The following is a 25,966-nucleotide window of genomic DNA, read 5'->3' on the forward strand; positions in this document are numbered from 1 at the left end:
TATTGAAGGGTCAGGTGGCCGAGCGGCCGTTGAAACGGGTGATGGCAGCGGGTGCCACTTCACCGATGTGGGACACGTCCAGCACGACGCCGCCGGAGGCCGACAGCTTCACGCTTTGCAGGGTGCCGGCCACTTCGATGGCGGCAGATTCGCCCGAGGCGCTGTCAACCGCCAGGGTGTAGCGGCCTTGCGGCAGGCCCAGCTTGACGGGGTCGATGGCAAAGGTGGTTTCGCCAGCCGGGCGTGCGCCCAGGTTGACGCGGTAGTTGGCGCCCGAGGCATCGGTGAGCACGACGGCGGTGTTAGCGGAGGGGCTGCTCAAGTTGAAGGCGCCGTTGACCACGTCCTGGCCCAACTGCACTTCGCTGGCCTTGACCATGACCTGCGAGCCGACCTGCGCACCCATGCCCAAGGCCTGCAGGCTCTCCAGCATGGCGACATTGGTGCTGCTCTGGCTGGACAGGTTCTGCAGCGACTCCATCTGGCTCAGTTGTGTGAGCTGGTTGACGAAGGCGCTGGGGTCGGTGGGCTCCAGCGGGTTCTGGTTCTTGATCTGGGCCACCAGCAAGGTGGTGAACAGGTCCTTGGGTGAGCCACCGCCCGTTGCTGCCGTGATGGCAGAGCTGTTGCTCTTGGCCGCCTGGCCATCGGTGAAAAAGCTGGTCTGCATGATCAGGCATCTCCCAGTTTCAGCAGCGACTGCTGCATGGATTTAACCCGCCCCAGCACCTCGACATTGGTCTCGAAGGCGCGGGAGGCGGACATCATGTCGGTCATCTCGGCCACCGAGTTGACGTTGGGGTAGAAAACCTCGCCCTGTTCGTTGGCCAGGGGGTTGTCTGGCTCGTAGACCTTGCGCAGAGGCTCGGTGCTCTGCACCACGTCCAGCACGCGAACCTGCGCGCCGTGGCCGTCGCCAGCCCGAAAGCCGCCCTGGTCCATGACAGAGGCAAACACCGGCTTGCGTGCGTGGTAGGTGCCGTCTTCCGTGCTGGAGGCGGACTGCGCGTTGGCCAGGTTGCTGGCCACGGTGTTGAGCCGCACGGTCTGTGCGGTCATGGCCGAGCCGGCGATGGCGGCGATGTCTCGAAATGACATGGTTCGGTGCTCCTTGCTGGCGCTGCTTACTGACCGGCGATGGCTTTGGCCAGGCCTTTGAGCTTCATGTTAAGGAAGGTGAGGCTGGTCTGGAAATCAGATGCGTTCTGCGAGAACGTGGCCTGCTCGACACCCAGCTCCACCGTGTTGCCGTCCTGGCTGGGGTGGTTGGGGACGCGGTACTTGGCGTCCACATCGTCGGTGCTCAGGTGCAGGCCGCCGCCCGAATCAGACAGGGACGATTGCAGACTTGCGCTAAAGTCAATGTCGCGCGCCTGGTAGCCGGGCGTGTTTTCATTGGCGATGTTGGACGCCAGAATCTTCGTGCGCTCGGCACGCAATTTGAGGGCCTCCGGATGCACGTCCATGGCCTTGTCGAAGTGGATACCCATGAGACTCCTTTGGTCGTTGACGGTGATCGTGGTGAGTGGCGTGGCCTGCCTGCCTGCGATGGCGGGGCCAGCCTCCAGGGAAGTGACAGCCCAGGTGGAGGCCGCAGCGGGCGCATACCTGGACGATGTGGCTGCCAAAGCGAACTGGCTGGAGCCACAGTGGACCTTGTCCGTGCTGGACAGCACGCCCATGCGGCGAGGTGAAGCGCCAGCCAGTTGCAGCAAGCCCCTGGCCGTGGAAGCCGTGGACACGCGGCATGTGTCGCGCATGCGCTTTGCCGTGCGCTGCCCGGCCGATGAGGGCTGGAAGCGCGATGTGGTGGTGCGGGCCCAGGTGTCGGCCAAGGTGGTGGTCATGGCCGGTGACGTGGCAGCCGGGCAGGCCATCAAGGACGACGACCTGACGCTGGAGCGGCGCGATGTGACGCTGGTGCCCGATGCCATCTCCGACACGCAGGTGGCGGTGGGCTTCACCGGCAGCCGGTCGCTGCGGGCCGGGCAGGTGTTATCCAAACGTGCCTTGCTGACACCCTTGCTGGTCTTGCGGGGGCACAGCGTCAGCATCGTGGCGCGCAACCAGGGCATTGCCGTGACGGTGGCCGGCGAGGCGATGGATTCCGGGCGAGAGGGCGAGGTCGTGCGGGTGCGCAACATCGCCTCCGGCAAGGTCATCCGTGCCCGGGTGATCGAAGCTGGCAAGGTGGAGCCTGAGGCCATACCGGTGTCTGCTCCTGCTCAGTCGCGTGAGTGAAGGGCGGCGCGCGCCTTCACGGTGGCGGCCACGCTGGTGAGCTTGTCCGCATAGTGGGGGTCGGTGGCGTAACCGCCGCGGGCCAGGCCCTGGGCAAAGGCCTGGGCATCACTGCCCACATGGAGTGCCCCCTGGTAACGCGGGCTGTTGCTCAAGAGGCGCGTGTAGTCGCGAAAGGCCGATGCGTCATCGGCATAAGCGCGGAATGTCTCGACGCGCTGCACGGCAGCGCCCTGTTCGTACTCGGTGGTCAGGGCCGAGGTGATCTGGCCGGACCAACCCGCTTGCGCCTTGATGCCAAACAGGTTGCCGCTGTCTTGCCCATTGGCCAGACGCAGGGGCTTTTGCCCCCAACCTGATTCGAGCGCGGCGTGCGCGGCCACCAGATGAGGGTCCACGCCCAATGCGGCACCTGAGGCTTGCGCCCAGGGCGCGATGCGGGCCAGGAAGGCCTGCTGTGTGGTGGGTGAGGCCTGGTCCGGCTCCATGGCGGACAGCGCTGTCTTGCCTTGCACGCGCTGCTGTTGCAACCAGCCTTCAGGGCTGACCGACAGCGCGGGGCTGGGCGCATCTGCCGAGCCGCGGGCGATGAAGTCCGTGACCTCGTCGTTCAACTGGTGGTACAGCGCGTTGAAGGACGAGCCCTGGCCGGCCTCTGCCTGGGGCGCAACGCGTGCGATGTCTTGTGCGAGCGCCTTCGGGCTCAGCGGCGCGAAGTCGACATCAGGCATCTGCATAGAGGCCTCCATCGCCATGCAGCACCTGCTGCATGATGGTGTTCTGCTCGACGATGAGCTCGCAGTTGCGCGTGTTGCGCTGCTTGCAGTCGTGCACCTTGGACTCCAGCTCCTGCCATTTCACGCTCAGGGAGGCGCGTGCCATCGGGTTCAATTGCGCCAGCACGCCATCGATGTTGCGGGGGGCTTGGTCGCCGGTCAGCGCGTGGATCAAGGTCAGGCGTTCTTCGCGGCGCTGGTCCATGATGTCCACCAGTTCGACGATGTCGTCTGCCAGCAGGCACAGTTGGTCCGTGTCGTGGCGCAGTGCGGCGTGAAACTGTTCTTCCAGCATGCCCGCGAGCGTGTCGTAGCCCTGGATGTCGGCCAGCACGTCGAGGATCAGCTTGGCGATGGCGTCCTGGCGGGTCATCAGCGGCCTCCGTGGTAGCGGGCGATCAGGCCGGCCAGCTTCTTGGCATCAAAGTTGATCTCGCCTTTGGCCAGGGCGTCGCGCACGGCTTCGACCTTGGCCTGATCGATCTCGGGCATGCCTTGCAGCGCCGTCATCGCGGGCTCCAGTGTGGCCGATTGCAGGGGGCTCGATGAGGTGGTCGGCGCATGAGGCGAGGCCGCGGCCGGGCCTTCCACGCGAGGCGTTTCCTGGACAGGGGCGCTTGCGCCAATCGTGGGCAGACTGGTGTTGTTGATCTTCATACGGCGGCCTCTCAGTCGGGTGTCCATGGCTCAAATGGGTCTGTGCTCAAGGTCTGAATTCACTGCGGGGTGGTCTTGATGTCGCTTCGGTGGCGAATCAGCCTGGCACGCAGTGCGCTCAGATCGGCGCGATCGGGGATTTCGGTGTCCACGCCACCGTTGCTTGACAGGCCATTGCCTGGCATGCCGAACATGGCGGCGATGTTGTCGGCCTGGCCTGCCGTCAGCACCAGCAGTTCGATGCGGCGGTTCACGCCAGCGGTGGGGTCCTTGAGGTCCAGCGGGGCGCGGTCGGCCATGCCAACCACTTGCAGCACGCTGCTGGACGCCATGCCGCCACCCAGGAGCTGGGCGCGTGCGGCCATGGCGCGGTTGCTCGACAGCGCCCAGTTGGAGAAGGCCGCGCGCTCCTGGCCGGCATACTGAACCGAGTCCGTGTGGCCCACGACCAGCATCTGGTTTTCGATGCGGGCAAACAGCGGGCCCATCTGGCGCAGCAGCTTGCGAAAGCGCTCATTGGGGATGGCACTGCCGCGCTCGAACATGCCTTGCTTGTCGGTGTCGTGCAGCATCACGCGCAGGCCGTAGGGGGTGACCACGCTTTGCAGGTTGCTGGCCAGGCCGGCGTCTTCGCTCATCTCGGCCAGCACCTTGGCCAGCGAGGCCAGATCGGCCGCGGACTCATAGCGCACCTTGTGCTGGGGCTTGTTGTCGTCGCTGTTGTCGGTCTGCTTGTGCTGTGCCTCGGGGTCGCGGGGCAGGGGCTCGCGCGAGATCAGGCTGCCGCGCGGGCCGCCCATGCTCTCGGGCATGATGCCGCGGCCTTCGTCCATGGTGTGACCGCCAACAGCACGCATGATTTCTTCGGCGCGCTCCTGGTTGCGCGCAGCCAGCACCCACATCACCAGGAACAGGCACATCAGCGCCAGGCAGAAGTCGGCGAACGCGACTTTCCAGGCACCGCCGTGGCCTTCGTCATCATGGCGGCGCGAGACCCGCTTGATGACCGCGGCCTCGTGTTTGTCGGCTTTGCTGTGCTGCACGATGACCTCAGGCCTGACGTTGCAGGTTGCTCACGCCAGCCGGGCGGTCGGTCGCACGGCGGCGAGGGCTGTTGTCGGTGTTGTCCGGCGCGGCGTTCTGGTCGTTCATGCCGTTGATCCAGGCTTCCAGTTGCGCAAAGCTGGGCTTGATGTTGAGTTGCACAAGGCGGCGACCGGCGTCGATCGCCAGCAAGGGAGGTTTACCAGAAAGGTGCGTGCACAGCACAACCTTGACGCACTCCAGTGTGGACAATTCCTTGTTAACCAGCTGCTTCATCATGTTGCTCAGCGGGTCGAAGATGCCGTAGCAAAGGAAGATGCCGATGAAGGTGCCCACCATGGCCGCGGCCACCTGCGTGGCGATGTCACCGGCCGTGGCGCCTTCACCCACGGTGTTCATGGCCATCACGATGCCCAGCACCGCGGCCAGGATGCCGAAACCCGGCATGGCCTCGCCGATCTTGGCCAGTGATTTGGACGGTTGCAGCAGCTCGTCGTGGATGGCTTCGAGCTCTTGCTCCAGCACGCCTTCCAGCTCGTGGCCACTGATCTTGCCCATGGCCATCAGGCGGAAGTTGTCGACGATGAAGTGCAGCAGTTTGGGCTCTTCCAGGATCATCGGGTAGCGCTGAAAGATCGCGCTTTCAGCAGGGGATTCGACGTGTTCGTCCAGTGCCTTGAGGCCGCGTGCGGCGGTCTGCAGCAGCTCGTACATCAACAGCAGCAACTGGCGCTGGAACTCCTGGCCTTGCTGGCGGCGGCTCACCGTCTTGCGCAGCTGGATCAGCATTTCATTGAGCACATGGCGAGGGTTGCCCAGCACGATGGCGCCCATGCCGGCGCCCGCGATGATCAGCAATTCAACCGGGTGCCAGATGGCATGGAAGGTGCCCCCGTTGAGCATGAAGCCCCCGAAGACGCAGGCCACGACGATGGCGATACCGAGTAGTTGTTGCATGGCGTGTCGCTTTCGTTGGTGGGCTCAATCGGGCTGGAGAACGTCGCGCATCTTTTGCAGCGCGCCCTTGTTGATCTGGCAGATTCGCGCGTCGGTCAAGCCGAGCACGGCCGCGATTTCCTTGAAGCTCAACTCGTATTCGTAATACAGCTGGATCACGCGCTGTTCACGTTCGTCCAGGGCCATCAGCGCCTGCTCCAGGCTGCGGCGGCGGATGAACTGGGCTTCGGGCGACGGCGCACCGCTGGCCTGGTTGCTCAGCTCGGTGATCAACTCGTCGAAACTGGCCAGGCTCTCGGCGTTTTCATTGATGCGGTGGGCCTGGTAGTCGGCATCGCTGATGCCGGTGGCGGCGATGATCTCGGCGTCACTGGGCTCGCGGCCCAGGCGGCGGGTGAGGGCGCGCACTGCATCACGCAGCTTGTGGCTTTCCTGGCGGACGGTGCGCGGGCGCCAGTCCTGGCGGCGCAGCTCATCAAGGATGGCCCCTCGCACGCGCAGCGAGGCATAGGAGCCGAACTTGTCGTCGGGCACGCCATAGCGGCGCAGCGCATCGAGCAGGCCCATCAAGCCGATCTGCTCCATGTCCTCGCGGTCCATCGCACCACCCACTTGCGAGGTGAGCTGCCGCGTGATGCGCTTGACCAGCGGTGCATAGGCCAGCAGATGGCGCTGCTCCTGAGCGGTATCGCTCTGGGCAGCGGTCGCGCAGACCTCTTGATAGCCGGTGTGGAGGTCCATGCTCATTCGATGATGAGTTTGCTGATCATGGCTTCGGCGAAGGGCTTCTCGCGCTGTTCGCGCTTGTAGCTCTCGTTGAAGGCCTTGTTGATGTCGGCGGTGAACTGGTCGATGGACATCAACCCCGCTTTGTCCAGCGTGTAGTTGGACAGCGAGCGCACGGCCACGCTGCGCAACAGGGGCAGGTGGTCCTTGACGGCCCGCTCCTGCTCTTCACGTGTCTTGATGACCAGGTCCATGGCCAGGTAGTGAGAGGCCGGCTCACCAGCCTTGCCCCGCAGCATCACGATCACCTTGTCCAGGTTGATGTACTTGTAGCTGTTGGAGTCGGGCTTGGGCTGCTCGACGGCGGCGGCCTTGTGCGGGACTGCGGGTTGGGCGCGTTGCTGACGCAGCATGAACACGCCGCCTGCGATCAGGGCCGCGACGGCCATGGCCAGGAAAGCGCTCAGCAACAGGACGGTGTGTTTGCTTTTCATCTTGAATCAGCCCTGATCTGCTTGCATGGAAAAACCCGACTTGGTGCCAGCCTGGTCGTCCGGGCCATTCAAGGCGCGGCCCGGCTCGCGCGCAGGTGCATCCTGCTGGCTCTGCCGCTGGCCCTGGCCCTTGTAGCCTTGGGTGGACTGGTCAGACACCTGGACCTGGACATCGGCGGCCTGGCGCAGGGACAACTCCTGGCGCAGGCCATCACTGATGCTTTGCAGTTGTTGTGCGACCTCTCGGTGCGTGGCGCTCAGGTGAACCTGCATCTGGCCGGCTTCCTGGCGGATGACGATGTCGATCTGGCCCAGATGATGCGGCTCCAGGCGGATGAGGGCCTGTTCGCTGCCGCGCTGGATCTGCCATTGCACACGCTCGCCCAGGGTGTTGAGCAGAGGCTCTTTCCAGTGCTCGGGGCTGGGCGAGGGCAGGGCCAAGGCAGCACCAGCCTGGCCTGAGGCGCCGGCAGGGCGTTCGTTCAGGTTGGTCATGACGGCAGCCCAGTTGGCGGGGGCACCCGATGCCGGTGCACTGGATGGGGTGTCGGCCCGGTTGGCGTCACCCGAGTGCGATGCATCGTTGAAAGAAGACAAGGCGCTCTGCAATGAGGCAGTGGGCTGTGCTGAAGAGAGCTTGCCCTGCTCGGTGTTGAAGGCGGTGGACAAGCCTGCCATCGATGGACCGGGCTGGTTGGCGGGCACGGCTTGCTGGCCTTTGTCCAGCGCGCGTGCGGCGGGCGACAGGCCGGCCAGCAGGCCCGATGAGGCCATGCGCAGGGTCTGGACTGGAGACAGGGCTGCGTTCATGCCGCTCAGCGCATTGGCCCCGTCGAGTGTCGTGCTGGCCCCATTTGCATCGGCGTCGGCGTGGGCATCGGCGAGCGTGGTGCCCGCTTGCTGCATGCCCAGTGGCATGGCGGGCATGTTGGCCGCGGTGTTGGAAGGCTGGGCCAGGAACTGGGCCAGCAAGGCCGCCACAGTGGGGTCGCCAGCAGGTGCACTGTCGATGGGTTGGTCGGCATCCGTGCCTGGCGCGGCTTTGCGGGCGTCCGGCCTGGCTGTTGGCGCAGGCGCGTCGGCCTGCCGGGCATCGTTCATGGCGTGGTTGAACGAGCCATCCGGCGCGTTGCTCGCCGGAGCGGCTTCGCGCGTTGCGGGTGCGTCCGTCAAGGGTGTGCTCAGTGTGGCCAGACGCATGCTCATGCTTGACTCCCATTCCAGTCGCTGTTGGCCGCATAGGCCATCCAGCCTTCCTTGTTGCTCAAGGTCGTCGTCAGGTGCGTGGCCATCTCTTCGGAGGCCATGGCGCACTGGAGCATGGCTTCAAGGTGCGCGCTGCGCAGCGCCGTCATGGCCTGGTGCAGCTCCGGGCTCCAGCGTTGGTCTGCGCGGACGGCGGTCAACAAGGCGGCCAGCTCACAGTCAATCACGTGCATGCCCTGCCAGTCCCGAACACGGGTGGCTTGGGCCAGGCGCGAGGTCATGTCCATCACCTGGGCGATCTGCAAGGGTTGGGGCGGGGCGGGTGCGCGCATCACTCAGTTCCCTTGGGCCTGCACGCTTTGCCAGCCGCCGCGCAGTGTGGTGATCAGCTTGCTGACCTCGTCGACCAGGGCCGCATCGAGCCGCACGCCGGCCTGGTAGAGCTGCTGCGCGCAGTAGTCATACAGCTGGCCCAGGTTGTTGACCACCTCGTTGGGTGTGTCCGCGTTGAGCGCACTGGACAAGCCATTGAGGATGTTGATGCACTTGTCCAGGCTGTTGGCCTTGAGCTCGTAGCGCTTGGCTTCGATATGGGCTCTGGCGCGGGCCAGCTCTTCGAGCAGGCCGTCCATCAGGACGATGACCAACTGCACCGGCGAAGCCTGGGCCGTCTGGGCGCTCAGGTTGATGGCGTGGTAGCTGCGGTAGGCGTCTTGGTCCAAGGTGAGGCCTCTTTGAGTGGGTTGATCTCCAGCCGCATCAGGCCGAAGGGAACAGGTTGCTCATGAGCCCGGAGGTCTGGCTCATCTGAGACTGCAGCGTCTGCAGCTGGCTGAACTGCTGGAGATAACGTTGGTAGAAGTTGTTGTACTGAGCGTCCAGTCGGGTCTGGCGGTCGGTCAGGCTTTTTTGCGTTTGCTGGACACTGGTCTGCCTGTTCTTGATCTGGCCGGTGGCGCTGTTGAGCCAGACGTCCATGTACTTGTCCAGGCTGCCCATCACGCCGCTGCTGGTGGTCAGGCTGGCTTTGCCAAATACCTGGTCCAGCCCACCCGGGTGGGCGGCCATGGCGTTGTTGAGCTTGGTGGTGTCCAGCGAGAGCACACCATAGCGGTCGGCGCTCACGCCGAAGTCCATCAGGCGCAGGCCGCCGAAGCTCTGGCGGATCGTGCTGCTGAGGCGGTCGCGCAGGGCACGCACACCCGAGTCCGACGCAAACACGGCGGCGTCGGTGCCGGTCTTGGCATCGCCCGCCTTGGTCAGGTCGTCCAGGGCCTTCTCCAGCGTGTTGTAGGCATCGACAAAGGTCTTGACGTTGGCGGCCGTGCCGCTGCTATCGCTGGCAACCGTGAGGGTGAGGGGCGTGTCACCCGTGTTCATCTTCTGGGTGAAGGTCATGCTCACCCCCGGGATGGAGGTGAAGGTGTTCGACCCCTGCTGAACCTTGATGCCCGTGTTCTGCGCACCCAGCCAGATCACCGCGTCTTGCGCCGCCACGAGCTGCGTCGGGGTGCTCAGCGAGGTCTTGAGCGTGCTGGCGGGCAAGCCGCTGGCATCCAGGGTGATGGCCCCGTTCTGGCCGCTCTGGCCCGAGGACATGACCAGCTGGCTGCTGCCCCCAACGGTCACGATCATCGCCGTGACCTTGCCGCCATTGCCCGCTGCCTGGTTGATGGAGCGGGCGATTTCAGCTTGTGACAAGGTGCCGTCGCCATCCTGGTCGGCGGCACTGAGGTTGACGCTGAAGCTGGAGCCATCGGCCAGGTTCACGTTGATCGGGCCACCGGTTGCGACGGGCACGGCGGGCAGGTCCGCATAGGCGACCTGGTTGCTTGTGGCCAGTTGCTCGACGAAGACCGAATAGTTGCCAGGCTGGGCCGTGCTGGACGCCGTGGCCGTGCCGTAGGCGGTCGAGCTGAAGCTGGCGGCGTACTGCTGCAGGCTGCTCTTGCCCGACAAACCGGTCAGTGACGATTCAAACGCACGCAAGGCCGATTGCAGCTTGGTCAGCGCGGTGCTGCTGGTCTGCGCCGTCTTGGTTTGCGTGGTGATGAGCGACTGCGCACTCTGGGTGTATGCGGTGGCCAATTGGGTGGCCATCGAGGTGGGGTTGATGTCAGCCATGCCAGACTCCTTGTCGATGCGGTAGCGAGAACGTGCCCGTTGACGAGCTGTCCTGAGGTAAGGCGACCGTGTTCTGGCAAAACTGAAATGGCTGGCGTGAATTTGTCATGTTTGCCTCCGCAACCAGACTTGCGTGGCCATGTCGTCCTGGCGTTTTTGCTCCTGGCCTGACTTGGCCTTGAGCAAGTCCAACTGCTGGCGTGACAGCACCTGCTCCAGCACCTCCTTGCTCAGCGCTGCCTTTTGCAGCGCCTGCTGCGACACCGCCATATCGGCTTCGTGCAGGGCCAGGTCCTGGCGGTGCAGATCGGCCATGTGCATGACCGAGGCCTTGAAGTGCCCGTTGTTGAGCGCCTGTACCGGCGAGGTGCAGCCCTGGGCTGCGGGGCTGGCGCACAAGCTGGCCATGCGCTCCAGGTTGCGCTGGAAGCGATCGCGCACGGCCTGCTTGGCGGCCATGTCGGCCATCCGGCTGTCAACCTCGCGGTCGCGCATGGCCACCAGGGTGTTCAGGCTCTTGACGGTGCGCGCTTGCTTCATGCCATCAACGCCTCAAGTTGGGTCACACAATCCGACAGCGGGGCGGCCTCGTTGGTGCCCTGGTTCAGGAAGGCCTCGATGCGGGGGTACAGCGAGACAGCCTTGTCAGTCTGGGGATCGGCGCCCGGGACATAGGCACCCAGCGGCAGCAGGTCACGCACCTGGGCGTGGCGTGCGGTCATGGTCTTGAGATCGCGGGCTGCATGCAGGTGGGGCTTGCTGACCACCAGGGCCATGCAGCGGCTGATGGATTGCGAGATGTCGATGGCGGGGTAGTGGCCACGTTCGGCCAGCTCGCGCGTCAGCACGATGTGGCCGTCCAGGATGGCGCGGGCGGTGTCCACGACAGGGTCCTGCTGGTCGTCGCCTTCGGCCAGCACGGTGTAGATGGCGCTCATGCTGCCTTGTTCGTTCTCGCCGTTGCCCGCGCTTTCAACCAGCTGGGGCAACACGCTGAACACCGAAGGCGGGTAGCCGCGGGTGGCGGGGGGCTCGCCCAGCGCCAGCGCGAGCTCGCGGCGGGCCATGGCGTAGCGGGTGAGGGAGTCCACCAGCAGCAGCACGTCCTGGCCCTGGTCGCGGAAGTGCGCGGCAATGGCATGGCACAGCTCGGTGGCCATCAGGCGCATCAGCGGGGATTCGTCGGCAGGGGCCACCACCACGATGGCGCGGCGCAAGCCCTCTTCACCCAGCGACAGCTCGATGAACTCGCGCACTTCGCGGCCGCGTTCGCCAATCAGGCCCACCACCACCACATCGGCCACGGTCTGGCGTGTGATCAGGCCCAGCAGCACGCTCTTGCCCACGCCGCTGCCGGCCATCAGGCCCACGCGCTGGCCCTTGCCCAGCGTGAGCATGGCGTTGATGGCACGCACGCCCACGTCCAGCGGTTCGCGCACGGGCTTCTTTTTCAAGGGATGGACGCGGGGTGGGTGCGGGTCGATTTCATGTTCGCCACTCAGGCGCCCCAGGTCATCAATGGGCTCGCCCAGGCCATTGACGATGCGGCCCAGCCAGGAGGGGCCGATCATCAGCTTGTTGCTGTCCGCACCTGGCAGCACGCGGGCACCCGTGGTCAGGCCCATGGTCTGCTTGAAGGGCATCAGGTAGGAGACCTTGTCGCGAAAGCCCACGACCTGCGCGTCCAGCCATTCGCCAGAGGCGGTCTCGATCAGGCAGCGCTGGCCGGTGTGCAGGGCGCAGCCCACGCTTTCCAGCAGCAGCCCGGAGGCACCCGCCAGACGGCCCGTGGGCGTGGCCACGGGTACATCACCGAGTTCAAGCTTGCGCAGTGCGGCACCGATCATGTGGCGCTGTCCTCTGTCTGCTTGGCCTTGGCCGGGGTGGCGCGGCGCTTGGTGGCCTTGGGCTTGGCGGGGGGCTCTGCCACGGCGGTTGCCTCTGGTGCCGCGGCCGGCGCAGCGTCAGAAGGTGCCGCCTGGGCCACAGGGGCAGCGATGGCCTCAGGCTCGGCGACGGGCGCCACCTCGGCATCCAGCAACTGCGAGCGCACCTGGTCCATGCAGGCGTTCAGGCGCTGGTTGCAGCCGGCATCGGCCTCGCGCTCACCGACCTTGACGCGGCATTCACCCAGTGCCAGCCGGGCATCGGGGATCAGCGTCCAGGACTGGGTGCGCACCGGGGCCAGTTCGCGGATGCGCTGGCACTCTTCGGGGTTGAGGTAGATCTCGATGCCATCGGGGGCAGGAGGCATGGCCGCCAGCGTTTCGTCGATCAGGGCCAGCAACTGGGTGGGCTGCAGCGTCAGCTCGCAGCGGATCACCTGGCGGGCCACCTTGGCCACGATGTCCACCACTTCCTTGCGCAGCACCGATTGGTAGTCGGCCTGCAGGCGGGTCAGCTCGGCCAGGGCCTTGTCCAGCGGTTGGGCCAGGCCTTCAAAGCGCGCCTGGGCTTCCTGTCTGGCTTCCTGCCAGCCGCGTTGATGGCCTTCTTCGTAACCCGCACTCAAGCCCGCCTGGTGACCACGTTCCTGCCCTGCGTCATAGCCTTCCTGATAGCCCTTGTCCATGCCTTGCTGGAAGCCTTCTGCGGCAGAGGCGTGCAGGGCCGCGCCTTCCATGCCTTCGCCGCCGGCCGCGGTTTTCGCGGCCAGTTGCGTCAGCGTCGGGAAGCGGTGAGGGCGGAACATCTTCATTCGACGACCTCTTCGGCAAACAGGCGCACGTCGATCTCGCCCTGCTCGGCCAGTGCCTTGACCTGGCCCATGATGTCCTGGCGAACCTGCTCGATGCGGCTCATGGGCACGGGGCCGGTGCGGCGCATCATCTCTTCAAAGCTCTGGGCCTGGCGGCGCGGCATGGTCTGCAAGATGGCGTTGCGGATCGCAGGCTCGGCGCCCTTGAGCGCGATGGCCCATTGATCCGGAGCGACCACCTCGATGATGCGCATCAGCGTCTCTTCGGTCTGGCGCGACAGGATGAAGAAGTCGTACATGCTGACTTCCAGTGCCGAGACCACTTCGGGGTCGTGTGCGCGCAGCAACTCGACCATCTGCTGCTTGTTGCCGGGCAGGCGGTTGAGGATCTCGGCAGCCTGCTTGATGCCTTCGATGCTGGCGCTTTGCGAGCCCAGGCTGTCCAGGCAACGGCTGACGACCTCGTCCAGCTCGTTGAGCAGCTCGCGGTCGATCTCCTTGAGGCGGGCCACGTTGAGCAGCAGCATGTCGCGGCTGTCGGCGGGCAGGGCGTCGATCACCGAGCTGGCCAGGGTGGGCGGCAGGAAGGCCACGAACACGGCCTGCATGCGCACATGCTCATGGGCGATGCGCTCGGCCAGCCACTTGGGCGAGGCCCATTGCAGGCGGGCCATCTTGGGGCGGATGGCGTCACCGTAGATGCTGTTGAGCACGCTGCCAGCGATCTCCTTGCCCAGGGCCAGGTCCAGCGAGCGCTTGAGGAAGGCACGCGAGGCACCGTGCACGCCGCTTTGCTCGCGGTAGTCGTCAAAGAAGTGCTGCAAGGCGTTCTTGACCGACTCCACCTTGATGCCGCTCAGGCGCGACATCACCTGGGTGATCTCCAGCAGCTCCTCACGCGACAGGCAGCGCAGCACGGCGGCCGCGGGTTCTTCACCCATGCTCAGCAGCACGATGGCGGCTTGCTCGACCGGCGAGGGCGCGGCCTTGGGCGTCAGCGGATCCATGCCCAGCTCGCCTACCTCGGCGAGGTTATTGCGTTCGTTCATGCTTTTGCACCCATTGTTTGACGACTTCAGCCACGCGTTCCGGCTCCTTGCCAGCGAGCACCTTCAGGTGATCGACCATCACGTCCACCGGCGAGCCGGGCGGTGGCAGGTCGTAGTTCTCCATCAAGGGCACCACGGGGGCCTGCGCTGCAGCGGGTGCAGGTGGCAGCGCCAGGGTGGACTCCGTGTTGCCCAGAGAGGCCGCGCTCATGCCCGCGTCGAGATGCACCTGCTGGTGCCGGCCCGTGGCCAGCTCGGTCAGGGCGGTGGTGCCCAGCTCCTGCTTGGCAACCGCGCTGGTGGCCAGCCTGTGCTTGAGCATCTGCATGGTCGGGCGCACGACGAACACGAAACCCAGCACGGTGCCCAGCAGGTAGACCACGTTGCTGCCCAGGTCGATCACCGTATTGCGCTCTTGCCACCAGGGCTGTGCGATGGGCTTGGCCGGGAAGGGCAGGGCCGACACCACCAACTGGTCGCCACGCGTGGCATCGATGCCCAGGCCATTGCGCAGCAGCTTGTCGATCTGCGCGATCTCGGTGGGCGTCCAGGCTGCGGCGCGCCCGGTGCTGTTCAGGGCCACGGCCACGCTGAGCTTGTTGAGGCGGCCGCGGCTGCGCTTGATCTGCGTGATGTGGCGGTCATAGGCGTACTGGCGCGTGGTGGCGTTCTTGTGTGCGGTGCCGGCGGCAGCGGGGCCCGAGGCGGCCACGGCCACCGGGCGGTTGCTGAGCGAGCCGGGCACACCCAGTGCCATGGTGTCGCGGTCCTGCTCTTCGCGGGTGGCCTCGGTGGTCACCTTGGGTGTCTCGCCGTATTGCTCGCGGGTCTCTTCGACGCGGTCGTTGTCGACATCGGCTGTGACACTGGTCTTGAAGTTGTCTTCACCCAGCACGGGTGCCAGCAGCTCGCGCACATTGCGCTGCGTCTCTTCCTGGTAGCGGCGTGCGGCTTCGTTGCCCTGGCCGGTGGCAGCATCAAAGCCTTCGCTGAGGTCCACGTGCGCTGACAGCAGGTTGCCGGCCTGGTCCACCAGGCTCACGCGCTTGGGGTCCAGGCTGGCCACGCTGCCGGCCACGAGGTTGACGATGGCGGCGATCTGCTCGGTGCCCAGCTTGCGGCCGGGCTTCAAGGTCAGCACGACCGAGGCCGAACTCTTTTCGCCATCGTTGACGATGAAGGACGAGGACTTGGCGATCGACAGGTGCACGCGCGCCACCTCGATGGCGTCCAGGCTCTGGATGCTCTGCGACAGCTCGCCTTCCAGGCCCCGGCGGAAGCGCACGTCCTGCACGAACTGGCTCACGCCCAACGGGTCATTGCGGTCCATCAGCTCCAGGCCGGCGGGCAGCTTGGCGGTCACGCCCTTGGCCGCCAGCAGCATGCGCACCTTGCCCAGTTGCGCATCGGGCACCAGCACCTGCCCGCTGTCGGGGTGCACGCGGTAGGGGATCTTCTCGGCGTCCAGCACGCTCATCATGTCGGCGGCGGCCACCTTCTCGCGGGCACCGAACACAGGCTTGTATTCGGACTGGTCTCGCCAGACGAACATCATCACCAGCGCCGTGATGGCCAGGGCCAGCAGCGCCAGCGGCATCAGGCTCTTGAAGAAGGCCGAAGGCATGGCAGGCAGCGTCTCCTGGCGTTTGCGCCAGAGTGCCAGACCGGATTTGAGGGCGGATGCGACCACGTGTGTTGCCTCTGGTGTGGGTGCTTAAACCGGCAACTTGATGAGCTCGTCCATGGCGCCCATCACCTTGTTGCGCACCTGCATGAGCATGGAGAACGAGAGGCTGGCTTCCTGGCTGGCGAGCATGGCGCCCACCAGGTCGTCGCTGCGGCCACTGTCCACATCGGCCATCTTTTGGGTGGCCAGTTGTTCCTGCTGGTCCACGCCTTGAACCGCTGCTTTCAGGCTGTCGGCGAAATGCATGCCGCTGCCACCAGCGTCGTTGGCAGCCAATATGGGCGCGGGCGCGCCGTCAAGAGATTTGGCGTCTTGCTGAATCTGGCTTCGGTCAGCCAGAACAAGGGCATGCAGATCAAGTGCCATATTGGTTTCCTTGAAAATTTTGGCAAACAAATGGCCCTCATCCAATATCGCTGGATGATTGAAGTTGAATAAGCTGAAAAAATGAAACTGATTCAGTTTCAGGTAAACGGATGCATATTCTTGTCTGAATATTTTCTGATGGCCTGGCTCTTATTTATGATCGCAACTTCATGGCGGGGGCATTGGCATTTCAAACTCGCACCGTATATCGGATGGGGTGAGTATGTGCTGAAGTTGATTTGTGTATAAGACGTGTATCCAGTAGGGGTTTGCGGCCCACGAAAACGGACAGAAGGCGCGCGTAGACCAACGCTTCCCAGAGGGGCATGGCGGGTCGCTTCTGTTACAACTTGAGCCACCATGCGGTGTTGCCTGCGGCCTGCCAAGGTGTCTTGAACAGGCGCGCCGACCCGGTCCAGGGCCACCAGGCCGAGGCGCAGATCCTTGTCGTCAAAGCCGGTCAAATCGGACATGTTCACCTTCCAGATCAAGCAGTCGCCGCACTCAGGGCGGAGCGTTGAAAGGAAGGCCGCCCCACACGTCTCGCTGGGAGAAGTGTGGTGACGCAGACTGTGCGCGCTGGCGTTTGGGCGCAATGACCCACGGTACGCATTGGCGTGAACCGGACAGCGGCTCAGTCTGGCAACCCCGCTATCTTGATCCAGAACAGGCTGGATGGTAGACCGGAGGCTTTGCGACCCCGCCTTTCGTGCGGGTGTGCCCTGAGGTGATTGGATGCTAAGTTTTGTTGCGAGTTGTTGCAACGTGTCTTAAGTGCCCAGTTGGCAAACCTGTGTATCAGTACACAGGAATCTCGACTTCCCGATACTCCGCCTTGTGCACCTTCGTCATTAATGATCGATGGTGGCGTTGGGGCTGTTATATAGCATTGCATGGATCATTGCTGATGTATGGTGCGTGAGGTGATGCGGTATTTGAGGTGACTTTGTTCTTTCCTTGTGAACTAGTCCCGTTGCGGCCCCTTAACAATATGGGGTGATGTGCCGTTTAAATGGCGCCTGCATAGAATGCGACGTCCGGGTTTGTTGTTGGGATTGAATATTTTTCAATTTGATCAATTCGCAACCATATTCGGTTTGTTCATTTTTTCGTTTTTGAATCACCTTGAGTTTGTTCAGGGTTTCTTTCACACCGTACGCCATGAACTTGCCACACCCATCCAAGCGCGCGCCCGTGCACCAGGTGCTGGATCCCCGATTGCTGGGGCGTCCGGTGCACCTCTTGCAGCACTTCGCCGATCGGCTCAAGGCAGACCTGACCGAGGTCTTCATTGGCAGCCTGAACCGCCGCTACCGGGCCACCTTCCAGATCGGCGAGGTGTCCATGGCCCGCACCGAGCCTGATGCGTCCCAGTTCGAGGACATCCGCTGGCTCACGCTGTCGGCCAACGCCGGGCGCATCGGCTTCAGCATGGACCGCAATGTGCTCATGACCGTGCTGCACTACCGCTATGGCCTGCAGGACGTGCGCGCCAAGGGTGATGCGGCGGTGGACAACAACAGCCTGCCTGCCACGGCCACCGAAGAGCGCCTGGCCACCACGCTGGGGCTGCAGCTGGTCAACATCCTGGCGCTGCGCATCGACACGCCCGACACGGGCTTCGAGCCTGAGATCAACCTGCCTCATGACTTTGCGCCCGTGCCCTCGGTGGTGCCCAAGGCCGGCAGCTGGACGCTCAGCGTGGTCATCCGTGAACTCACCAATGAAGTCGAAGGCGTGGTGCGGTTTCGGCTGGACGAAGCCTGGATGGACCGCCTGCTGCGCAAGCTGGCGCCTCAGCGGGACAAAGGCGCGAGCGTGAGCAGCAGCGCCGGCATGCAGCCCCTGGGTGGCCAGCTGCCATTGACGATCGTGGCGCGCCTGCTGGAGCAGGACATGCCCCTGGGCGCGCTGATGGACTTGCGTGTGGGCGATGTGATCCCGGTTCGACTGGGCAGCGCCGATGTGCTGGTGGAAGACGCACGCCTGTTCGAGGCGACTGTGGCGGAGCATCAAGGCAAGTTGTGCCTGAGCTCCTTTGAAGACATTGAATGAGGGCCCCTGACATGAGCGACAAACTGGACCTTGACAACCTGTTGGCCGATTTTTCTCAGGCCGATGCCCAAGCCGATGCCGCCAGCCAGCGCGCCGCGGCCCGCCCCAGCCGGGACTTCGCGCAGATGATGCGCAAGATCCCCGTCACCCTGACGCTGGAAGTTGGCTCGGCCCGCATTTCCTTGCAGGACCTGGCCGCGATCAAGCCCGACAGCGTGGTCGAGCTCGATACCCTGGCCGGTGCGCCGCTCATCATCAAGGTCAATGGCACGGCCATCGGGCGCGCCGAGGTCGTGGTCTCGGGTGAGAACCATGGCCTCAAGGTGGTCGAGCTGGCCAACCTCGATCTGGACGCGCTGACGAACTGATCCATGCGTATCCTGTCTTCGATGCCCGGGCGGCGTCTGGCCTGGGCCGGCACGCTGTTGATGGCGTGCCTGGCGCTGATGCTGGCCTGCGGTGTGACACCGGCCCATGCGGCCTCGGTGCCACTGGCCGTGTCCACCACCCATGGCGGCAGCACCGATTTCACGGTCAAGACCCAGGTCCTGATCATCATGACCTTGCTCGGGATGCTGCCCGTCATGGTCCTGATGATGACCAGCTTCACCCGCTACGTGATCGTGCTGTCGCTGCTGCGCCAGGCGCTCGGCCTGCAGCAGGGCCTGCCAAACCGCATCATCACCGGCGTGGCGCTCATCCTCACCATCCTGGTGATGCGGCCCGTGGGTGAGCAGATCTGGGAGAAGGCCTTCGTGCCTTACGACCAGGACCAGATCGGCCTGCAGGATGCACTCAAGATCGCCGAGGTGCCGCTGTCGCGCTTCATGCTGGCGCAAACCAGCAAGAGTGCACTGGCGCAAATCTCCAAGCTGGCGGGCGAGAAAAACGTGGCCAAGCCTCAAGACCACGCTTTCACCGTCAAGCTCGCGGCCTTTGTGCTCAGCGAGCTCAAGACGGCCTTCCAGATCGGCTGCCTGTTGTTCATCCCCTTCCTGGTCATCGACCTGGTCGTGTCATCCGTGCTGATGGCCATGGGCATGATGATGCTGTCGCCGCTGGTGATCTCCTTGCCCTTCAAATTGCTGATGTTCGTGCTGGTGGACGGCTGGACATTGACCGTCAACACGCTGGTCACCAGCATCCAGGGAAGCTGAAGGGATGCACCGATGCTGACACCCGACATCGCCGCCGACCTCATCAGCGAAAGCCTGCACCTGGTCATGGTGCTGGTCTCGGTGCTGGTGCTGCCGGGCCTGGCCGTGGGCCTGCTGGTGAGCCTGTTCCAGGCGGCCACCCAGATCAACGAGCAGACGCTGAGCTTTCTGCCGCGCCTGCTGGTGACCCTGCTGGTGATGAGCCTCATGGGCAACTGGCTGTTCACCGCCTTGATGGATTTTTGCGTGTCCGTGTTCCAGCGCGCGGCCACCCTGGTGGGGTAGCACCCGGATGGAAGGCCTGTTCCCGACCATGCTCGCCACGCTGACGGCCCTGTGGTGGCCGTTTTGCCGCGTCATGGCCATGCTGTCCGCGGCACCGGTGATCGGCGAGGCCAGCGTGCCCGTCACGGTCAAGGTGCTGCTGTCGCTGGTGCTGGCCGTCATCCTCATGCCCACGGTGCACCCCGTTACCGCTATCGACCCCATGTCGGCGCACGGCATCGTGGTGGCCGTCGAGCAAGCCATCATCGGCGGTGTGCTGGGCCTGGCCTTTCACCTGAGCATGTCGGCCATCCTGGTGCTGGGCTTTCTGGTGTCTTCGCAGATCGGCCTGTCGATGGCGGTGATGAACGACCCGCTCAATGGTTCCTCGTCCGATGTCATCTCCAGCCTTCTGTCCATCCTGAGCATCCTGGCCTTCTTCTCGATGGATGGCCACCTGGTGCTGACCGGCGTGGTGGGGGCGAGCTTTCAAGCCTGGCCGGTGGGCGGGGGGCTGAACTACCTGGCCTTGCAGACCCTGGTCTACAACGTGGCCTGGGTGTTCTCGGCGGCCCTGCTGCTGGCCATTCCGGTGGCCTTTGCCACCTTGGTGGTGCAGGTGGGCTTTGGCTTTCTGACGCGGGTGGCGCCCTCGCTCAACCTGTTCTCGCTGGGTTTTTCCGTCATCACCTTGTTCGGCGTGTTCATGCTGTCGCAGGTGGTGACCTTCGTGCCGGCCCACTACCTGCGCATGACCAACCGGATCCTGGAGATGCTGCAGGGCATGATGGTGGGAGGCACGCATGGCTGAGCAGCAAAGCGGTGGCGATCAGACCGAAAAGCCCTCGGCACAGAAGCTGCGCAAGGCCAAAGAGCAGGGCCAGGTGCCTCGCTCCAAGGACCTGGCCACGGCCATCGGGCTGCTGGTGGCACTCAAGCTCACGGTGGCGCTGATGCCAGGCTACCTGGAAGACTTCCGCATCATCTTTGCCCAAAGCTTTGCCGATCTGGGCGGTGAAGGCACGCTGGACAACGTGGGGGCCACGGTCATGCAATCGGCCTTGTGGCTCCTGCTCAAGATGCTGCTGCCGCTGGCGGTGGTGCCCATGGCCGTGATCGTGGCGTCGGTGGTGCCGGGTGGCTTTACCGTGAACGCCAGCCACTTCACGCCGCAGCTGGGGCGTTTGAGCCCGCTGTCCAACCTGGGTCGCCTGGTGTCCGGCAAACATTGGACCGATGTGGGCATCTCGGTGTTCAAGGCCGGTGTGCTGGGCACCTTGCTCTACCACCTGAGCCAGTCGAGCGTGGACGCCTATGTGCGGCTGCAAGGCCTGCCTTTGGGGCCGGCCTTGCTGGGCGGCACCGACTTGCTGCTGGATGGCGTGATGGCCATGTGCGCCGTGTTCATCCTGTTTGCGTTGATCGACGTGCCGGTGCAGCACTTCATCTTCATGCGGGGCCAGCGCATGAGCAAGCAAGAGCTCAAGGAAGAGTACAAGTCTCAGGAAGGGCGCCCCGAAGTGCGCCAGCGCATCCGCCAGTTGCAGCGGGCCTTGTCACGCCGCAGCATCCACAAGACGGTGCCCACCGCCGACGTGGTGATCGTCAACCCCGAGCATTACGCCGTGGCACTCAAGTACGACGACAAGCGCGCCGAAGCGCCCTTCGTCGTGGCCAAGGGCGTGGACGAAATGGCGCTCTACATCCGGCAGGTGGCCGCCGAGCACGCGATCGAAGTCGTGCCGCTGCCCCCGCTGGCCCGTGCGCTCTACAACACCAGCCAGGTCAACCAGCAGATCCCGGCCACGCTGTACAAGGCCGTGGCACTGGTGCTGACCTATGTCCTTCAACTCGATGCCTTCCGCAGCGGGCGCCGGCCTCATCAGCCGGCCTTGCCGACGGACCTGGCCGTGCCGGCGCAACTCGCCGAGCGCATCTGATGCAGCCTGAGCGAACGAGAGCCGCAACATGAACCTCCTCCAACGACTGGGCGCCGAGATGCGCCGCCACCAGGTGGCCGCGCCGATCTTCCTGATGGCGCTGCTGGGCATGATCATCCTGCCGCTGCCGCCGGTGGTGCTGGACGTGCTGTTCACGTTCAACATCGTGCTGGCCATCATCGTCATCCTGGTGAGCGTGTCGATCCGCCGCCCGCTGGACTTCGCGGCCTTCCCGACCATCATCCTGGCCACGACCTTGTTGCGGCTGGCGTTGAACGTGGCCTCCACCCGCGTGGTGCTGCTGCACGGCCACGAAGGCACGCACGCGGCGGGCAAGGTCATCGAGTCCTTCGGCAATGTGGTGATCGGCGGCAACTTCGTGGTCGGCATGGTGGTGTTCATCATCCTGATGATCATCAACTTCGTGGTGGTCACCAAGGGTGCCGAGCGCATCTCCGAGGTGTCGGCGCGCTTCACGCTGGACGCCTTGCCCGGCAAGCAGATGGCCATCGATGCCGACCTCAATGCCGGCCTGATCAACCAGGAAAAAGCCCAGCAGCGCCGCCGTGAAGTGGCCTCCGAGGCGGACTTCCACGGCTCCATGGACGGCGCGTCCAAGTTCGTGCGCGGTGATGCCATCGCCGGCATCCTGATCCTGCTGATCAACATGATCGGCGGCGTGGCCATTGGCGCGCTGATGCACGATCTGGCCATGGGCGACGCCTTCCGCCAGTACGCCTTGCTGACCATCGGCGACGGCCTGGTCGCCCAGATCCCCTCGCTGTTGCTGTCTGCCGCGGCGGCCATCATCGTGACCCGCATGAGCGACGCGGGTGACTTCCAGGAGCAGATCGGCTCGCAACTGCTGGCCTCGCCCAGCGTGCTGTACAGCGCCGCCGCCTTGATGGGCGTGCTGGCCGTGATCCCCGGCATGCCCTGGCTGACCTTCATGGGCTTTGCCGCGGTGCTGGCCTTCGCGGGCTGGCGCATGGACCTGCGCCAAAAGGACAAGCCTGCAGAGAACGATGCCGACAAGTTCGGCGTGGCCTTGCTGACTTCTGAAGTCGAGCCCGAACTGAGCTGGCGCAGCCTGCCGGTGGTCGAACCCATCTCGGTGTCGCTGGGCTACAAGCTGGTGGGCTTGATCGATCAGGCGCAGGGTGCACCGCTGGTCAAGCGCATCAAGGGGGTACGCCAGAGCCTGAGCGAGTCCCTGGGCGTGTTGCTGCCGGCCATCGGCGTGCGCGACGACCTGGGCATCAAGCCTTCGCAATACGCGGTGCTGGTGGGCGGTGTGGCGGTGGCCCAGGCCGAGGTGTATGCCGACCGGCTGATGGCCGTGCCTTCGCCCCAGGTCTATGGTGAGCTGGATGGCGTGCCCGGTATCGAGCCCGCCTATGGCTTGCCGGTGACCTGGATCGAGCCCGACCAGAAGGCCCATGCCCTGGGCATGGGCTACCAGGTGGTGGACCTGCCCAGCGTGATCGCCACGCATGTCTCCAAGCTGGTGCGCGACCACCTGCCCGAGCTGTTCCAGCACGAGGATGTGAGTGCCTTGCTGGAGCGCCTGGGCGCCTTGTCACCCAAGCTGGGTGGGGCGCTGGAAAAAGCCATGCCGCCCACGCTGCTGCTCAAGGTGTTTCGTGCGCTGCTGACCGAGAACGTGTCGCTCAAGGACATCGTGCCCATTGCCACCACCTTGCTGGAAAACGCCGAGGCCGTGAAAGACCCGATCCTGCTGGCGGCCGAAGTGCGTTGCACGCTGCGGCGCCAGATCGTGTCCACCTTGTGCGGGCAGCGCACCGAGATGATGAGCTTCAACCTCAGCAACGACCTGGAAAACATGTTGCTGGGCTCGCTCAACCAGGCCCGGCAAACCGGCAAGGTCTCGCTGGACAGCTACCCCATCGACCCCAATTTGCTGGCGCAGTTGCAGACCAATATGCCCATTGCCCGCGAGCAGATGAAGCAGCAGGCGACCGCGCCCGTGCTGCTGGTCATGCCCCAGATCAGGCCCTTGCTGGCGCGTTATGCACGCTTGTTCGCGCCCGGCCTGCACGTGTTGTCCTACAACGAGATCCCCGAGACCCGCAACGTCAACATCATCGGAACCTTGGGGTGACGCCCGTGCCCATGGCGCCCAGGGTGATGAGCACCTCTGCCGTCACCCGAAACAGCGCCTGGGGCAGGGCGGTGGCATTGGTGCTGGTGGCGGGCAGGACAGTCAGGCTGCCCTGAGTTTCACTGGCTGCGTCTGGCGTGGCGTCTTCCACGGGCGGCTCGCGCAGGATCTGGCAGGTGCGCAGGCGCCAGCCGGCACGGGTCACGGCGCGGCTCATGGCGTGCGAAGCGTCCTGCAGGCGCTGCCAGGTTCGTTCGTCATCGGCGAGGATCAAGAGGCACGCCCCTTCGCTGGACAGTTGCGCCTGAAGTTCGATGCGCCCCAGACCCGGCAGGAAGCCACTGACACGCAGCCCCCAACCCGGGCAACGTTTGCGGCCCTTGCCCTGGCGAGGGCTGTGCCTGGGCGACAGCAGGTGCAGCGACATGGGCAGGCCGGCCCAGGCCTGAACCTGGAACAACCAGCGCTCAAGGGGGGCCCACATGGCGGGCGTGGCACAGGTCTGGGTGCTGGCCTGTTCGGTGCCTGGTTGCGCGGACCAGGCCAGGCCGCCAGCTTCGTGCAAGGTGCCTGTGGCCATCTGGCGCAGGTGCTCCAGCACCAGCACGCGCCAGCTCGTGGCCAGGCTGGCGGCGTCGGGCGGGGCCCAGGCCATGCGCAACATGGCCGTTTGATCGGTCGTCATGGCCGCGCTGTTGCCATGGGTGGGCGTGTTTCTGCCCAATGAGGCCGGTGCGGGTGCGGTGGCCTGGGTTGCTTGCCCCAGCCGCTCCAGTGACAAGCGGGGCGTGGTGCTCAGCACCTTGACCAGCAGCACATCGCCAGGGTTGAGGTCATCGGCCAGCAAGTCGCTGCCGACCGCGCCAGGCGCCAGGGACACGACCATGTCCTCGTGGTCCATGACGAACACCTGGCCCACCTCTCGCCCGGCGCTGCGCTCTGCGACATCACCAAGCAGGCTGGGGCGAGCGCCCTGCGCCGCGGGTGTGCGGGGGCTGATCGAAGGTGCGGGGAGCAGGGCGTGGACCGCCGAAACGCGAGAGGGGCTCATACGGCCACTCCTTTCCCGGTGTCAAAAAAAGGGCCAACCGCGTGCGGTTGGCCCATCGTCGTCACAGGCGCAAGGGCACCGCTTACTGCATCAGCGACATGACCATCTGCGACATGCTGTTGCTTTGCTTGAGCATCGAGGTGCTGGCCTGCATCAGCATCTGCTTGGACGTCATGTTGGCGGTTTCAGAAGCGTAGTCCACGTCCATGATGCGGCCCTTGGCGGCATCCGTGTTGGTGCGGATGTTGGACAAGTTGTTGTAGACGTGGTCCAGGCGGTTGGCCGCTGCGCCCAGTTGCGATCGCACGGTACCCACGGCATCGATGGCAGCGTTAACGGTGTCAATCGTGGCGTTCGGGCCGATTTCGGCGCCAGCCGCACCAGTCACAGCCTTGTAGTGGTTCGCGCTGACGGCCTTCAATGCGGCGTCCAGCGTGCCGCCGGTCTTGAGGCTGGCCGAGAAGTCCACCTTCATGGTTTCAGCCGAGCTGGCCCCGATCTGGAAGGTGACGCCTGCCACGGCCGACAATGTGCCGGTGGCGGCGTCCATCAGCTTCTGCCCGCCGAAGCTGGTGTTGCTCATGATGTTGTAGAGCTCTTCACCCAGCGCGTCGTATTCGGACTGCATGGCGGTCTTGTCATTGGTCGTCGACGTGCCGTTGGCGCCCTCGGTGGCCAGGTCCTTCATGCGGGTCAGGATGTCGGTGACTTCGTTGAAGGCACCTTCAGCCGTTTGCATCATCGAGATGCCGTTCTGCGTGTTGCGCTGGGCCACGGCCATGCCGCGGCTCTGGGCGTTCATGCGGGTGGCGATCTGCAGGCCGGCAGCGTCGTCCATCGCGGAGTTCACGCGAAAGCCGGAGCCCAGGCGGGCCATCGACGTGGACAGGGCCTTCTGCGTGGCACCCAGCGAATTCTGGGTGGACAGGGAGGCGACGTTGGTTTGCAAGCTGAGCATGGTGTGGGCTCCTACTTAGGTGATCTGGCTGGGTGATCTGGCGTGTCGGGCATCGCCTTTGATGCCCTTAACCACACAAGGCGACCCTGCCGCGGCCGGCATTAAATCGGGCAGTCAAATAAATGCAAAAAGCCAACCCCGTGGGGTTGGCTTGCAGGCCTTGGTGGCGCTTGAATGCAACCGAGATGCTTACTGCATCAGCGACATGACCATCTGCGACATGCTGTTGCTTTGCTTGAGCATGGAAGTGCTCGCCTGCATCAGCATCTGCTTGGAGGTCATGTTGGCGGTTTCCGAGGCGTAGTCCACGTCCATGATGCGGCCCTTGGCGGCATCGGTGTTGGTGCGGATGTTGGCCAGGTTGTTGTAGACGTGGTCCAGGCGGTTGGCATAC

Annotated in this window: 33 protein-coding genes and 1 riboswitch; of the genes, 9 read left to right on the forward strand and 24 right to left on the reverse strand. The window is 64.6% G+C overall.

The window, feature by feature from the left end:
• Nucleotides 1–10: 10 nt before the first annotated feature.
• Genes HY019_RS06895 through flgB form a run of 3 tightly spaced genes read right to left on the reverse strand, consistent with a single transcriptional unit; the run spans nucleotide 11 to nucleotide 1,490 of the window.
• Nucleotides 11–670 (reverse strand): flagellar hook capping FlgD N-terminal domain-containing protein, encoded by a 660-nt coding sequence (locus HY019_RS06895; RefSeq protein ID WP_290689509.1) that lies wholly within the window; start codon nucleotides 668–670, stop codon nucleotides 11–13.
• A 2-nt stretch (nucleotides 671–672) separates the two neighbouring features.
• Complete coding sequence (flgC, locus tag HY019_RS06900; protein ID WP_290689511.1) at nucleotides 673–1,098, reverse strand: flagellar basal body rod protein FlgC; 426 nt, start codon at nucleotides 1,096–1,098, stop codon at nucleotides 673–675.
• A 26-nt stretch (nucleotides 1,099–1,124) separates the two neighbouring features.
• Nucleotides 1,125–1,490: a flagellar basal body rod protein FlgB gene (flgB, locus tag HY019_RS06905; protein ID WP_290689513.1), complete on the reverse strand. Its 366-nt coding sequence runs from the start codon at nucleotides 1,488–1,490 to the stop codon at nucleotides 1,125–1,127.
• On the opposite strand from flgB, the gene flgA reads away from it, so the two are divergent.
• Complete coding sequence (gene flgA / locus HY019_RS06910) at nucleotides 1,489–2,241, forward strand: flagellar basal body P-ring formation chaperone FlgA (RefSeq protein WP_290689515.1); 753 nt, start codon at nucleotides 1,489–1,491, stop codon at nucleotides 2,239–2,241. The genes flgB and flgA overlap by 2 nt on opposite strands.
• Here flgA and HY019_RS06915 read toward each other — a convergent pair.
• From HY019_RS06915 to HY019_RS06995, 17 genes are all read right to left on the reverse strand, one after another.
• Nucleotides 2,226–2,978: a glucosaminidase domain-containing protein gene (locus tag HY019_RS06915; protein ID WP_290689517.1), complete on the reverse strand. Its 753-nt coding sequence runs from the start codon at nucleotides 2,976–2,978 to the stop codon at nucleotides 2,226–2,228. The genes flgA and HY019_RS06915 overlap by 16 nt on opposite strands.
• A complete protein-coding gene (gene flgN, locus HY019_RS06920) occupies nucleotides 2,965–3,390 on the reverse strand; it encodes a flagellar export chaperone FlgN (RefSeq protein WP_290689518.1) in 426 nt (141 codons plus the stop codon). The genes HY019_RS06915 and flgN overlap by 14 nt, the downstream gene beginning before the upstream one ends.
• Entirely contained in the window at nucleotides 3,390–3,674 is a 285-nt protein-coding gene (flgM, locus tag HY019_RS06925; RefSeq protein WP_290689520.1) for a flagellar biosynthesis anti-sigma factor FlgM, read from the reverse strand. Before flgM ends, flgN begins: the two co-directional genes overlap by 1 nt.
• 59 nt (nucleotides 3,675–3,733) lie before the next feature.
• A complete protein-coding gene (locus HY019_RS06930; protein ID WP_290689521.1) occupies nucleotides 3,734–4,717 on the reverse strand; it encodes a flagellar motor protein MotB in 984 nt (327 codons plus the stop codon).
• Between the two features lie 7 nt (nucleotides 4,718–4,724).
• Nucleotides 4,725–5,675, reverse strand: coding sequence for a flagellar motor stator protein MotA (gene motA, locus HY019_RS06935; protein ID WP_290689522.1), 951 nt, complete (start codon nucleotides 5,673–5,675; stop codon nucleotides 4,725–4,727).
• Nucleotides 5,676–5,699: 24 nt separating this feature from the next.
• A complete protein-coding gene (locus HY019_RS06940; protein WP_290689523.1) occupies nucleotides 5,700–6,416 on the reverse strand; it encodes a FliA/WhiG family RNA polymerase sigma factor in 717 nt (238 codons plus the stop codon).
• Between the two features lie 2 nt (nucleotides 6,417–6,418).
• Nucleotides 6,419–6,895, reverse strand: a complete 477-nt coding sequence (locus HY019_RS06945) for a flagellar basal body-associated FliL family protein (RefSeq protein ID WP_290689524.1) — start codon at nucleotides 6,893–6,895, stop codon at nucleotides 6,419–6,421.
• A gap of 6 nt (nucleotides 6,896–6,901) precedes the next feature.
• The gene (locus HY019_RS06950) at nucleotides 6,902–8,101 is read right to left on the reverse strand and encodes a flagellar hook-length control protein FliK (protein WP_290689526.1); all 1,200 of its coding nucleotides are present in this window, start codon (nucleotides 8,099–8,101) and stop codon (nucleotides 6,902–6,904) included.
• A complete protein-coding gene (locus HY019_RS06955) occupies nucleotides 8,098–8,433 on the reverse strand; it encodes a hypothetical protein (protein ID WP_290689528.1) in 336 nt (111 codons plus the stop codon). Before HY019_RS06955 ends, HY019_RS06950 begins: the two co-directional genes overlap by 4 nt.
• Before the next feature lie 3 nt (nucleotides 8,434–8,436).
• The gene (gene fliS / locus HY019_RS06960) at nucleotides 8,437–8,823 is read right to left on the reverse strand and encodes a flagellar export chaperone FliS (RefSeq protein ID WP_290689529.1); all 387 of its coding nucleotides are present in this window, start codon (nucleotides 8,821–8,823) and stop codon (nucleotides 8,437–8,439) included.
• A gap of 37 nt (nucleotides 8,824–8,860) precedes the next feature.
• The gene (gene fliD, locus HY019_RS06965) at nucleotides 8,861–10,225 is read right to left on the reverse strand and encodes a flagellar filament capping protein FliD (RefSeq protein WP_290689531.1); all 1,365 of its coding nucleotides are present in this window, start codon (nucleotides 10,223–10,225) and stop codon (nucleotides 8,861–8,863) included.
• A 105-nt stretch (nucleotides 10,226–10,330) separates the two neighbouring features.
• On the reverse strand, nucleotides 10,331–10,765 hold the full coding sequence (locus tag HY019_RS06970; RefSeq protein WP_290689533.1) for a flagellar FliJ family protein: 435 nt from the start codon (nucleotides 10,763–10,765) through the stop codon (nucleotides 10,331–10,333).
• Nucleotides 10,762–12,072 carry a flagellar protein export ATPase FliI gene (fliI, locus tag HY019_RS06975; protein WP_290689534.1) on the reverse strand — a complete coding sequence of 437 codons (1,311 nt, stop codon included), beginning with the start codon at nucleotides 12,070–12,072 and terminating at the stop codon, nucleotides 10,762–10,764. Before fliI ends, HY019_RS06970 begins: the two co-directional genes overlap by 4 nt.
• Nucleotides 12,069–12,923: a flagellar assembly protein FliH gene (gene fliH, locus HY019_RS06980; protein WP_363302454.1), complete on the reverse strand. Its 855-nt coding sequence runs from the start codon at nucleotides 12,921–12,923 to the stop codon at nucleotides 12,069–12,071. The genes fliI and fliH overlap by 4 nt, the downstream gene beginning before the upstream one ends.
• Nucleotides 12,920–13,930, reverse strand: a complete 1,011-nt coding sequence (locus HY019_RS06985; protein ID WP_290689581.1) for a flagellar motor switch protein FliG — start codon at nucleotides 13,928–13,930, stop codon at nucleotides 12,920–12,922. Before HY019_RS06985 ends, fliH begins: the two co-directional genes overlap by 4 nt.
• Nucleotides 13,931–13,955: 25 nt before the next feature.
• A complete protein-coding gene (fliF, locus tag HY019_RS06990; protein WP_290689583.1) occupies nucleotides 13,956–15,596 on the reverse strand; it encodes a flagellar basal-body MS-ring/collar protein FliF in 1,641 nt (546 codons plus the stop codon).
• A 90-nt stretch (nucleotides 15,597–15,686) separates the two neighbouring features.
• Nucleotides 15,687–15,980, reverse strand: coding sequence for a flagellar hook-basal body complex protein FliE (locus HY019_RS06995; protein WP_290689585.1), 294 nt, complete (start codon nucleotides 15,978–15,980; stop codon nucleotides 15,687–15,689).
• Here HY019_RS06995 and HY019_RS07000 point away from each other — a divergent pair.
• Nucleotides 15,900–16,097 carry a hypothetical protein gene (locus tag HY019_RS07000; RefSeq protein ID WP_290689586.1) on the forward strand — a complete coding sequence of 66 codons (198 nt, stop codon included), beginning with the start codon at nucleotides 15,900–15,902 and terminating at the stop codon, nucleotides 16,095–16,097. The genes HY019_RS06995 and HY019_RS07000 overlap by 81 nt on opposite strands.
• A gap of 26 nt (nucleotides 16,098–16,123) precedes the next feature.
• Here the strand turns inward: HY019_RS07000 and HY019_RS07005 are convergent, their stop codons facing one another.
• A complete protein-coding gene (locus HY019_RS07005; RefSeq protein ID WP_290689536.1) occupies nucleotides 16,124–16,498 on the reverse strand; it encodes a hypothetical protein in 375 nt (124 codons plus the stop codon).
• Nucleotides 16,499–16,663: 165 nt separating this feature from the next.
• A riboswitch (cyclic di-GMP riboswitch) is annotated at nucleotides 16,664–16,757 on the reverse strand.
• 429 nt (nucleotides 16,758–17,186) lie between these two features.
• Here HY019_RS07005 and HY019_RS07010 point away from each other — a divergent pair.
• Genes HY019_RS07010 through HY019_RS07040 form a run of 7 tightly spaced genes read left to right on the forward strand, consistent with a single transcriptional unit; the run spans nucleotide 17,187 to nucleotide 23,563 of the window.
• The gene (locus HY019_RS07010) at nucleotides 17,187–18,080 is read left to right on the forward strand and encodes a flagellar motor switch protein FliM (RefSeq protein WP_290689537.1); all 894 of its coding nucleotides are present in this window, start codon (nucleotides 17,187–17,189) and stop codon (nucleotides 18,078–18,080) included.
• 11 nt (nucleotides 18,081–18,091) lie between these two features.
• Nucleotides 18,092–18,448, forward strand: a complete 357-nt coding sequence (locus HY019_RS07015; protein WP_290689539.1) for a FliM/FliN family flagellar motor switch protein — start codon at nucleotides 18,092–18,094, stop codon at nucleotides 18,446–18,448.
• Nucleotides 18,449–18,451: 3 nt separating this feature from the next.
• Nucleotides 18,452–19,237: a flagellar type III secretion system pore protein FliP gene (gene fliP, locus HY019_RS07020; protein ID WP_290689541.1), complete on the forward strand. Its 786-nt coding sequence runs from the start codon at nucleotides 18,452–18,454 to the stop codon at nucleotides 19,235–19,237.
• 12 nt (nucleotides 19,238–19,249) lie between these two features.
• Nucleotides 19,250–19,522: a flagellar biosynthesis protein FliQ gene (gene fliQ / locus HY019_RS07025; RefSeq protein WP_290689544.1), complete on the forward strand. Its 273-nt coding sequence runs from the start codon at nucleotides 19,250–19,252 to the stop codon at nucleotides 19,520–19,522.
• Nucleotides 19,523–19,529: 7 nt separating this feature from the next.
• The gene (locus HY019_RS07030) at nucleotides 19,530–20,312 is read left to right on the forward strand and encodes a flagellar biosynthetic protein FliR (RefSeq protein WP_290689548.1); all 783 of its coding nucleotides are present in this window, start codon (nucleotides 19,530–19,532) and stop codon (nucleotides 20,310–20,312) included.
• Nucleotides 20,305–21,441: a flagellar type III secretion system protein FlhB gene (locus HY019_RS07035; RefSeq protein ID WP_290689552.1), complete on the forward strand. Its 1,137-nt coding sequence runs from the start codon at nucleotides 20,305–20,307 to the stop codon at nucleotides 21,439–21,441. The genes HY019_RS07030 and HY019_RS07035 overlap by 8 nt, the downstream gene beginning before the upstream one ends.
• Nucleotides 21,442–21,469: 28 nt before the next feature.
• Entirely contained in the window at nucleotides 21,470–23,563 is a 2,094-nt protein-coding gene (locus tag HY019_RS07040; protein WP_290689555.1) for a flagellar biosynthesis protein FlhA, read from the forward strand.
• Here HY019_RS07040 and HY019_RS07045 read toward each other — a convergent pair.
• The 3 genes from HY019_RS07045 to HY019_RS07055 all read right to left on the reverse strand — a co-directional run.
• Nucleotides 23,544–24,614 (reverse strand): hypothetical protein, encoded by a 1,071-nt coding sequence (locus HY019_RS07045; RefSeq protein ID WP_290689558.1) that lies wholly within the window; start codon nucleotides 24,612–24,614, stop codon nucleotides 23,544–23,546. The two genes, HY019_RS07040 and HY019_RS07045, sit on opposite strands and share 20 nt — an antisense overlap.
• Before the next feature lie 82 nt (nucleotides 24,615–24,696).
• Nucleotides 24,697–25,572 (reverse strand): flagellin, encoded by an 876-nt coding sequence (locus tag HY019_RS07050; RefSeq protein ID WP_290689561.1) that lies wholly within the window; start codon nucleotides 25,570–25,572, stop codon nucleotides 24,697–24,699.
• Nucleotides 25,573–25,761: 189 nt separating this feature from the next.
• Nucleotides 25,762–25,966 (reverse strand): flagellin (locus HY019_RS07055; protein ID WP_290689564.1); only part of this gene is annotated, 205 nt, incomplete at its 5' end.

Origin of the sequence: Aquabacterium sp., from assembly GCF_016195855.1 — a bacterium.
Lineage (GTDB): Bacteria > Pseudomonadota > Gammaproteobacteria > Burkholderiales > Burkholderiaceae_C > Aquabacterium.

Bases quoted from the DNA above. Each gene is read 5' to 3' on its own strand.
- fliQ (WP_290689544.1), top strand. From the start codon at position 19,250: ATGCTGACACCCGACATCGCCGCCGACCTCATCAGCGAAAGCCTGCAC.
- fliP (WP_290689541.1), top strand. From the start codon at position 18,452: ATGCGTATCCTGTCTTCGATGCCCGGGCGGCGTCTGGCCTGGGCCGGC.
- HY019_RS06940 (WP_290689523.1), bottom strand. From the start codon at position 6,416: ATGGACCTCCACACCGGCTATCAAGAGGTCTGCGCGACCGCTGCCCAG.
- HY019_RS07040 (WP_290689555.1), top strand. From the start codon at position 21,470: ATGAACCTCCTCCAACGACTGGGCGCCGAGATGCGCCGCCACCAGGTG.
- HY019_RS06895 (WP_290689509.1), bottom strand. From the start codon at position 670: ATGCAGACCAGCTTTTTCACCGATGGCCAGGCGGCCAAGAGCAACAGC.
- flgB (WP_290689513.1), bottom strand. From the start codon at position 1,490: ATGGGTATCCACTTCGACAAGGCCATGGACGTGCATCCGGAGGCCCTC.
- HY019_RS07050 (WP_290689561.1), bottom strand. From the start codon at position 25,572: ATGCTCAGCTTGCAAACCAACGTCGCCTCCCTGTCCACCCAGAATTCG.
- fliD (WP_290689531.1), bottom strand. From the start codon at position 10,225: ATGGCTGACATCAACCCCACCTCGATGGCCACCCAATTGGCCACCGCA.
- flgA (WP_290689515.1), top strand. From the start codon at position 1,489: ATGAGACTCCTTTGGTCGTTGACGGTGATCGTGGTGAGTGGCGTGGCC.
- HY019_RS06945 (WP_290689524.1), bottom strand. From the start codon at position 6,895: ATGAAAAGCAAACACACCGTCCTGTTGCTGAGCGCTTTCCTGGCCATG.
- HY019_RS07015 (WP_290689539.1), top strand. From the start codon at position 18,092: ATGAGCGACAAACTGGACCTTGACAACCTGTTGGCCGATTTTTCTCAG.
- HY019_RS06970 (WP_290689533.1), bottom strand. From the start codon at position 10,765: ATGAAGCAAGCGCGCACCGTCAAGAGCCTGAACACCCTGGTGGCCATG.
- fliH (WP_363302454.1), bottom strand. From the start codon at position 12,923: ATGAAGATGTTCCGCCCTCACCGCTTCCCGACGCTGACGCAACTGGCC.
- HY019_RS07030 (WP_290689548.1), top strand. From the start codon at position 19,530: ATGGAAGGCCTGTTCCCGACCATGCTCGCCACGCTGACGGCCCTGTGG.
- HY019_RS07045 (WP_290689558.1), bottom strand. From the start codon at position 24,614: ATGAGCCCCTCTCGCGTTTCGGCGGTCCACGCCCTGCTCCCCGCACCT.
- HY019_RS07035 (WP_290689552.1), top strand. From the start codon at position 20,305: ATGGCTGAGCAGCAAAGCGGTGGCGATCAGACCGAAAAGCCCTCGGCA.
- fliI (WP_290689534.1), bottom strand. From the start codon at position 12,072: ATGATCGGTGCCGCACTGCGCAAGCTTGAACTCGGTGATGTACCCGTG.
- HY019_RS07010 (WP_290689537.1), top strand. From the start codon at position 17,187: ATGAACTTGCCACACCCATCCAAGCGCGCGCCCGTGCACCAGGTGCTG.
- HY019_RS07005 (WP_290689536.1), bottom strand. From the start codon at position 16,498: ATGTCCGATTTGACCGGCTTTGACGACAAGGATCTGCGCCTCGGCCTG.
- flgM (WP_290689520.1), bottom strand. From the start codon at position 3,674: ATGAAGATCAACAACACCAGTCTGCCCACGATTGGCGCAAGCGCCCCT.
- HY019_RS06950 (WP_290689526.1), bottom strand. From the start codon at position 8,101: ATGAGCATGCGTCTGGCCACACTGAGCACACCCTTGACGGACGCACCC.
- HY019_RS07000 (WP_290689586.1), top strand. From the start codon at position 15,900: ATGCATGCCGCTGCCACCAGCGTCGTTGGCAGCCAATATGGGCGCGGG.
- flgN (WP_290689518.1), bottom strand. From the start codon at position 3,390: ATGACCCGCCAGGACGCCATCGCCAAGCTGATCCTCGACGTGCTGGCC.
- motA (WP_290689522.1), bottom strand. From the start codon at position 5,675: ATGCAACAACTACTCGGTATCGCCATCGTCGTGGCCTGCGTCTTCGGG.
- fliF (WP_290689583.1), bottom strand. From the start codon at position 15,596: ATGCCTTCGGCCTTCTTCAAGAGCCTGATGCCGCTGGCGCTGCTGGCC.
- HY019_RS06955 (WP_290689528.1), bottom strand. From the start codon at position 8,433: ATGCGCGCACCCGCCCCGCCCCAACCCTTGCAGATCGCCCAGGTGATG.
- flgC (WP_290689511.1), bottom strand. From the start codon at position 1,098: ATGTCATTTCGAGACATCGCCGCCATCGCCGGCTCGGCCATGACCGCA.
- HY019_RS06915 (WP_290689517.1), bottom strand. From the start codon at position 2,978: ATGCAGATGCCTGATGTCGACTTCGCGCCGCTGAGCCCGAAGGCGCTC.
- HY019_RS06985 (WP_290689581.1), bottom strand. From the start codon at position 13,930: ATGGATCCGCTGACGCCCAAGGCCGCGCCCTCGCCGGTCGAGCAAGCC.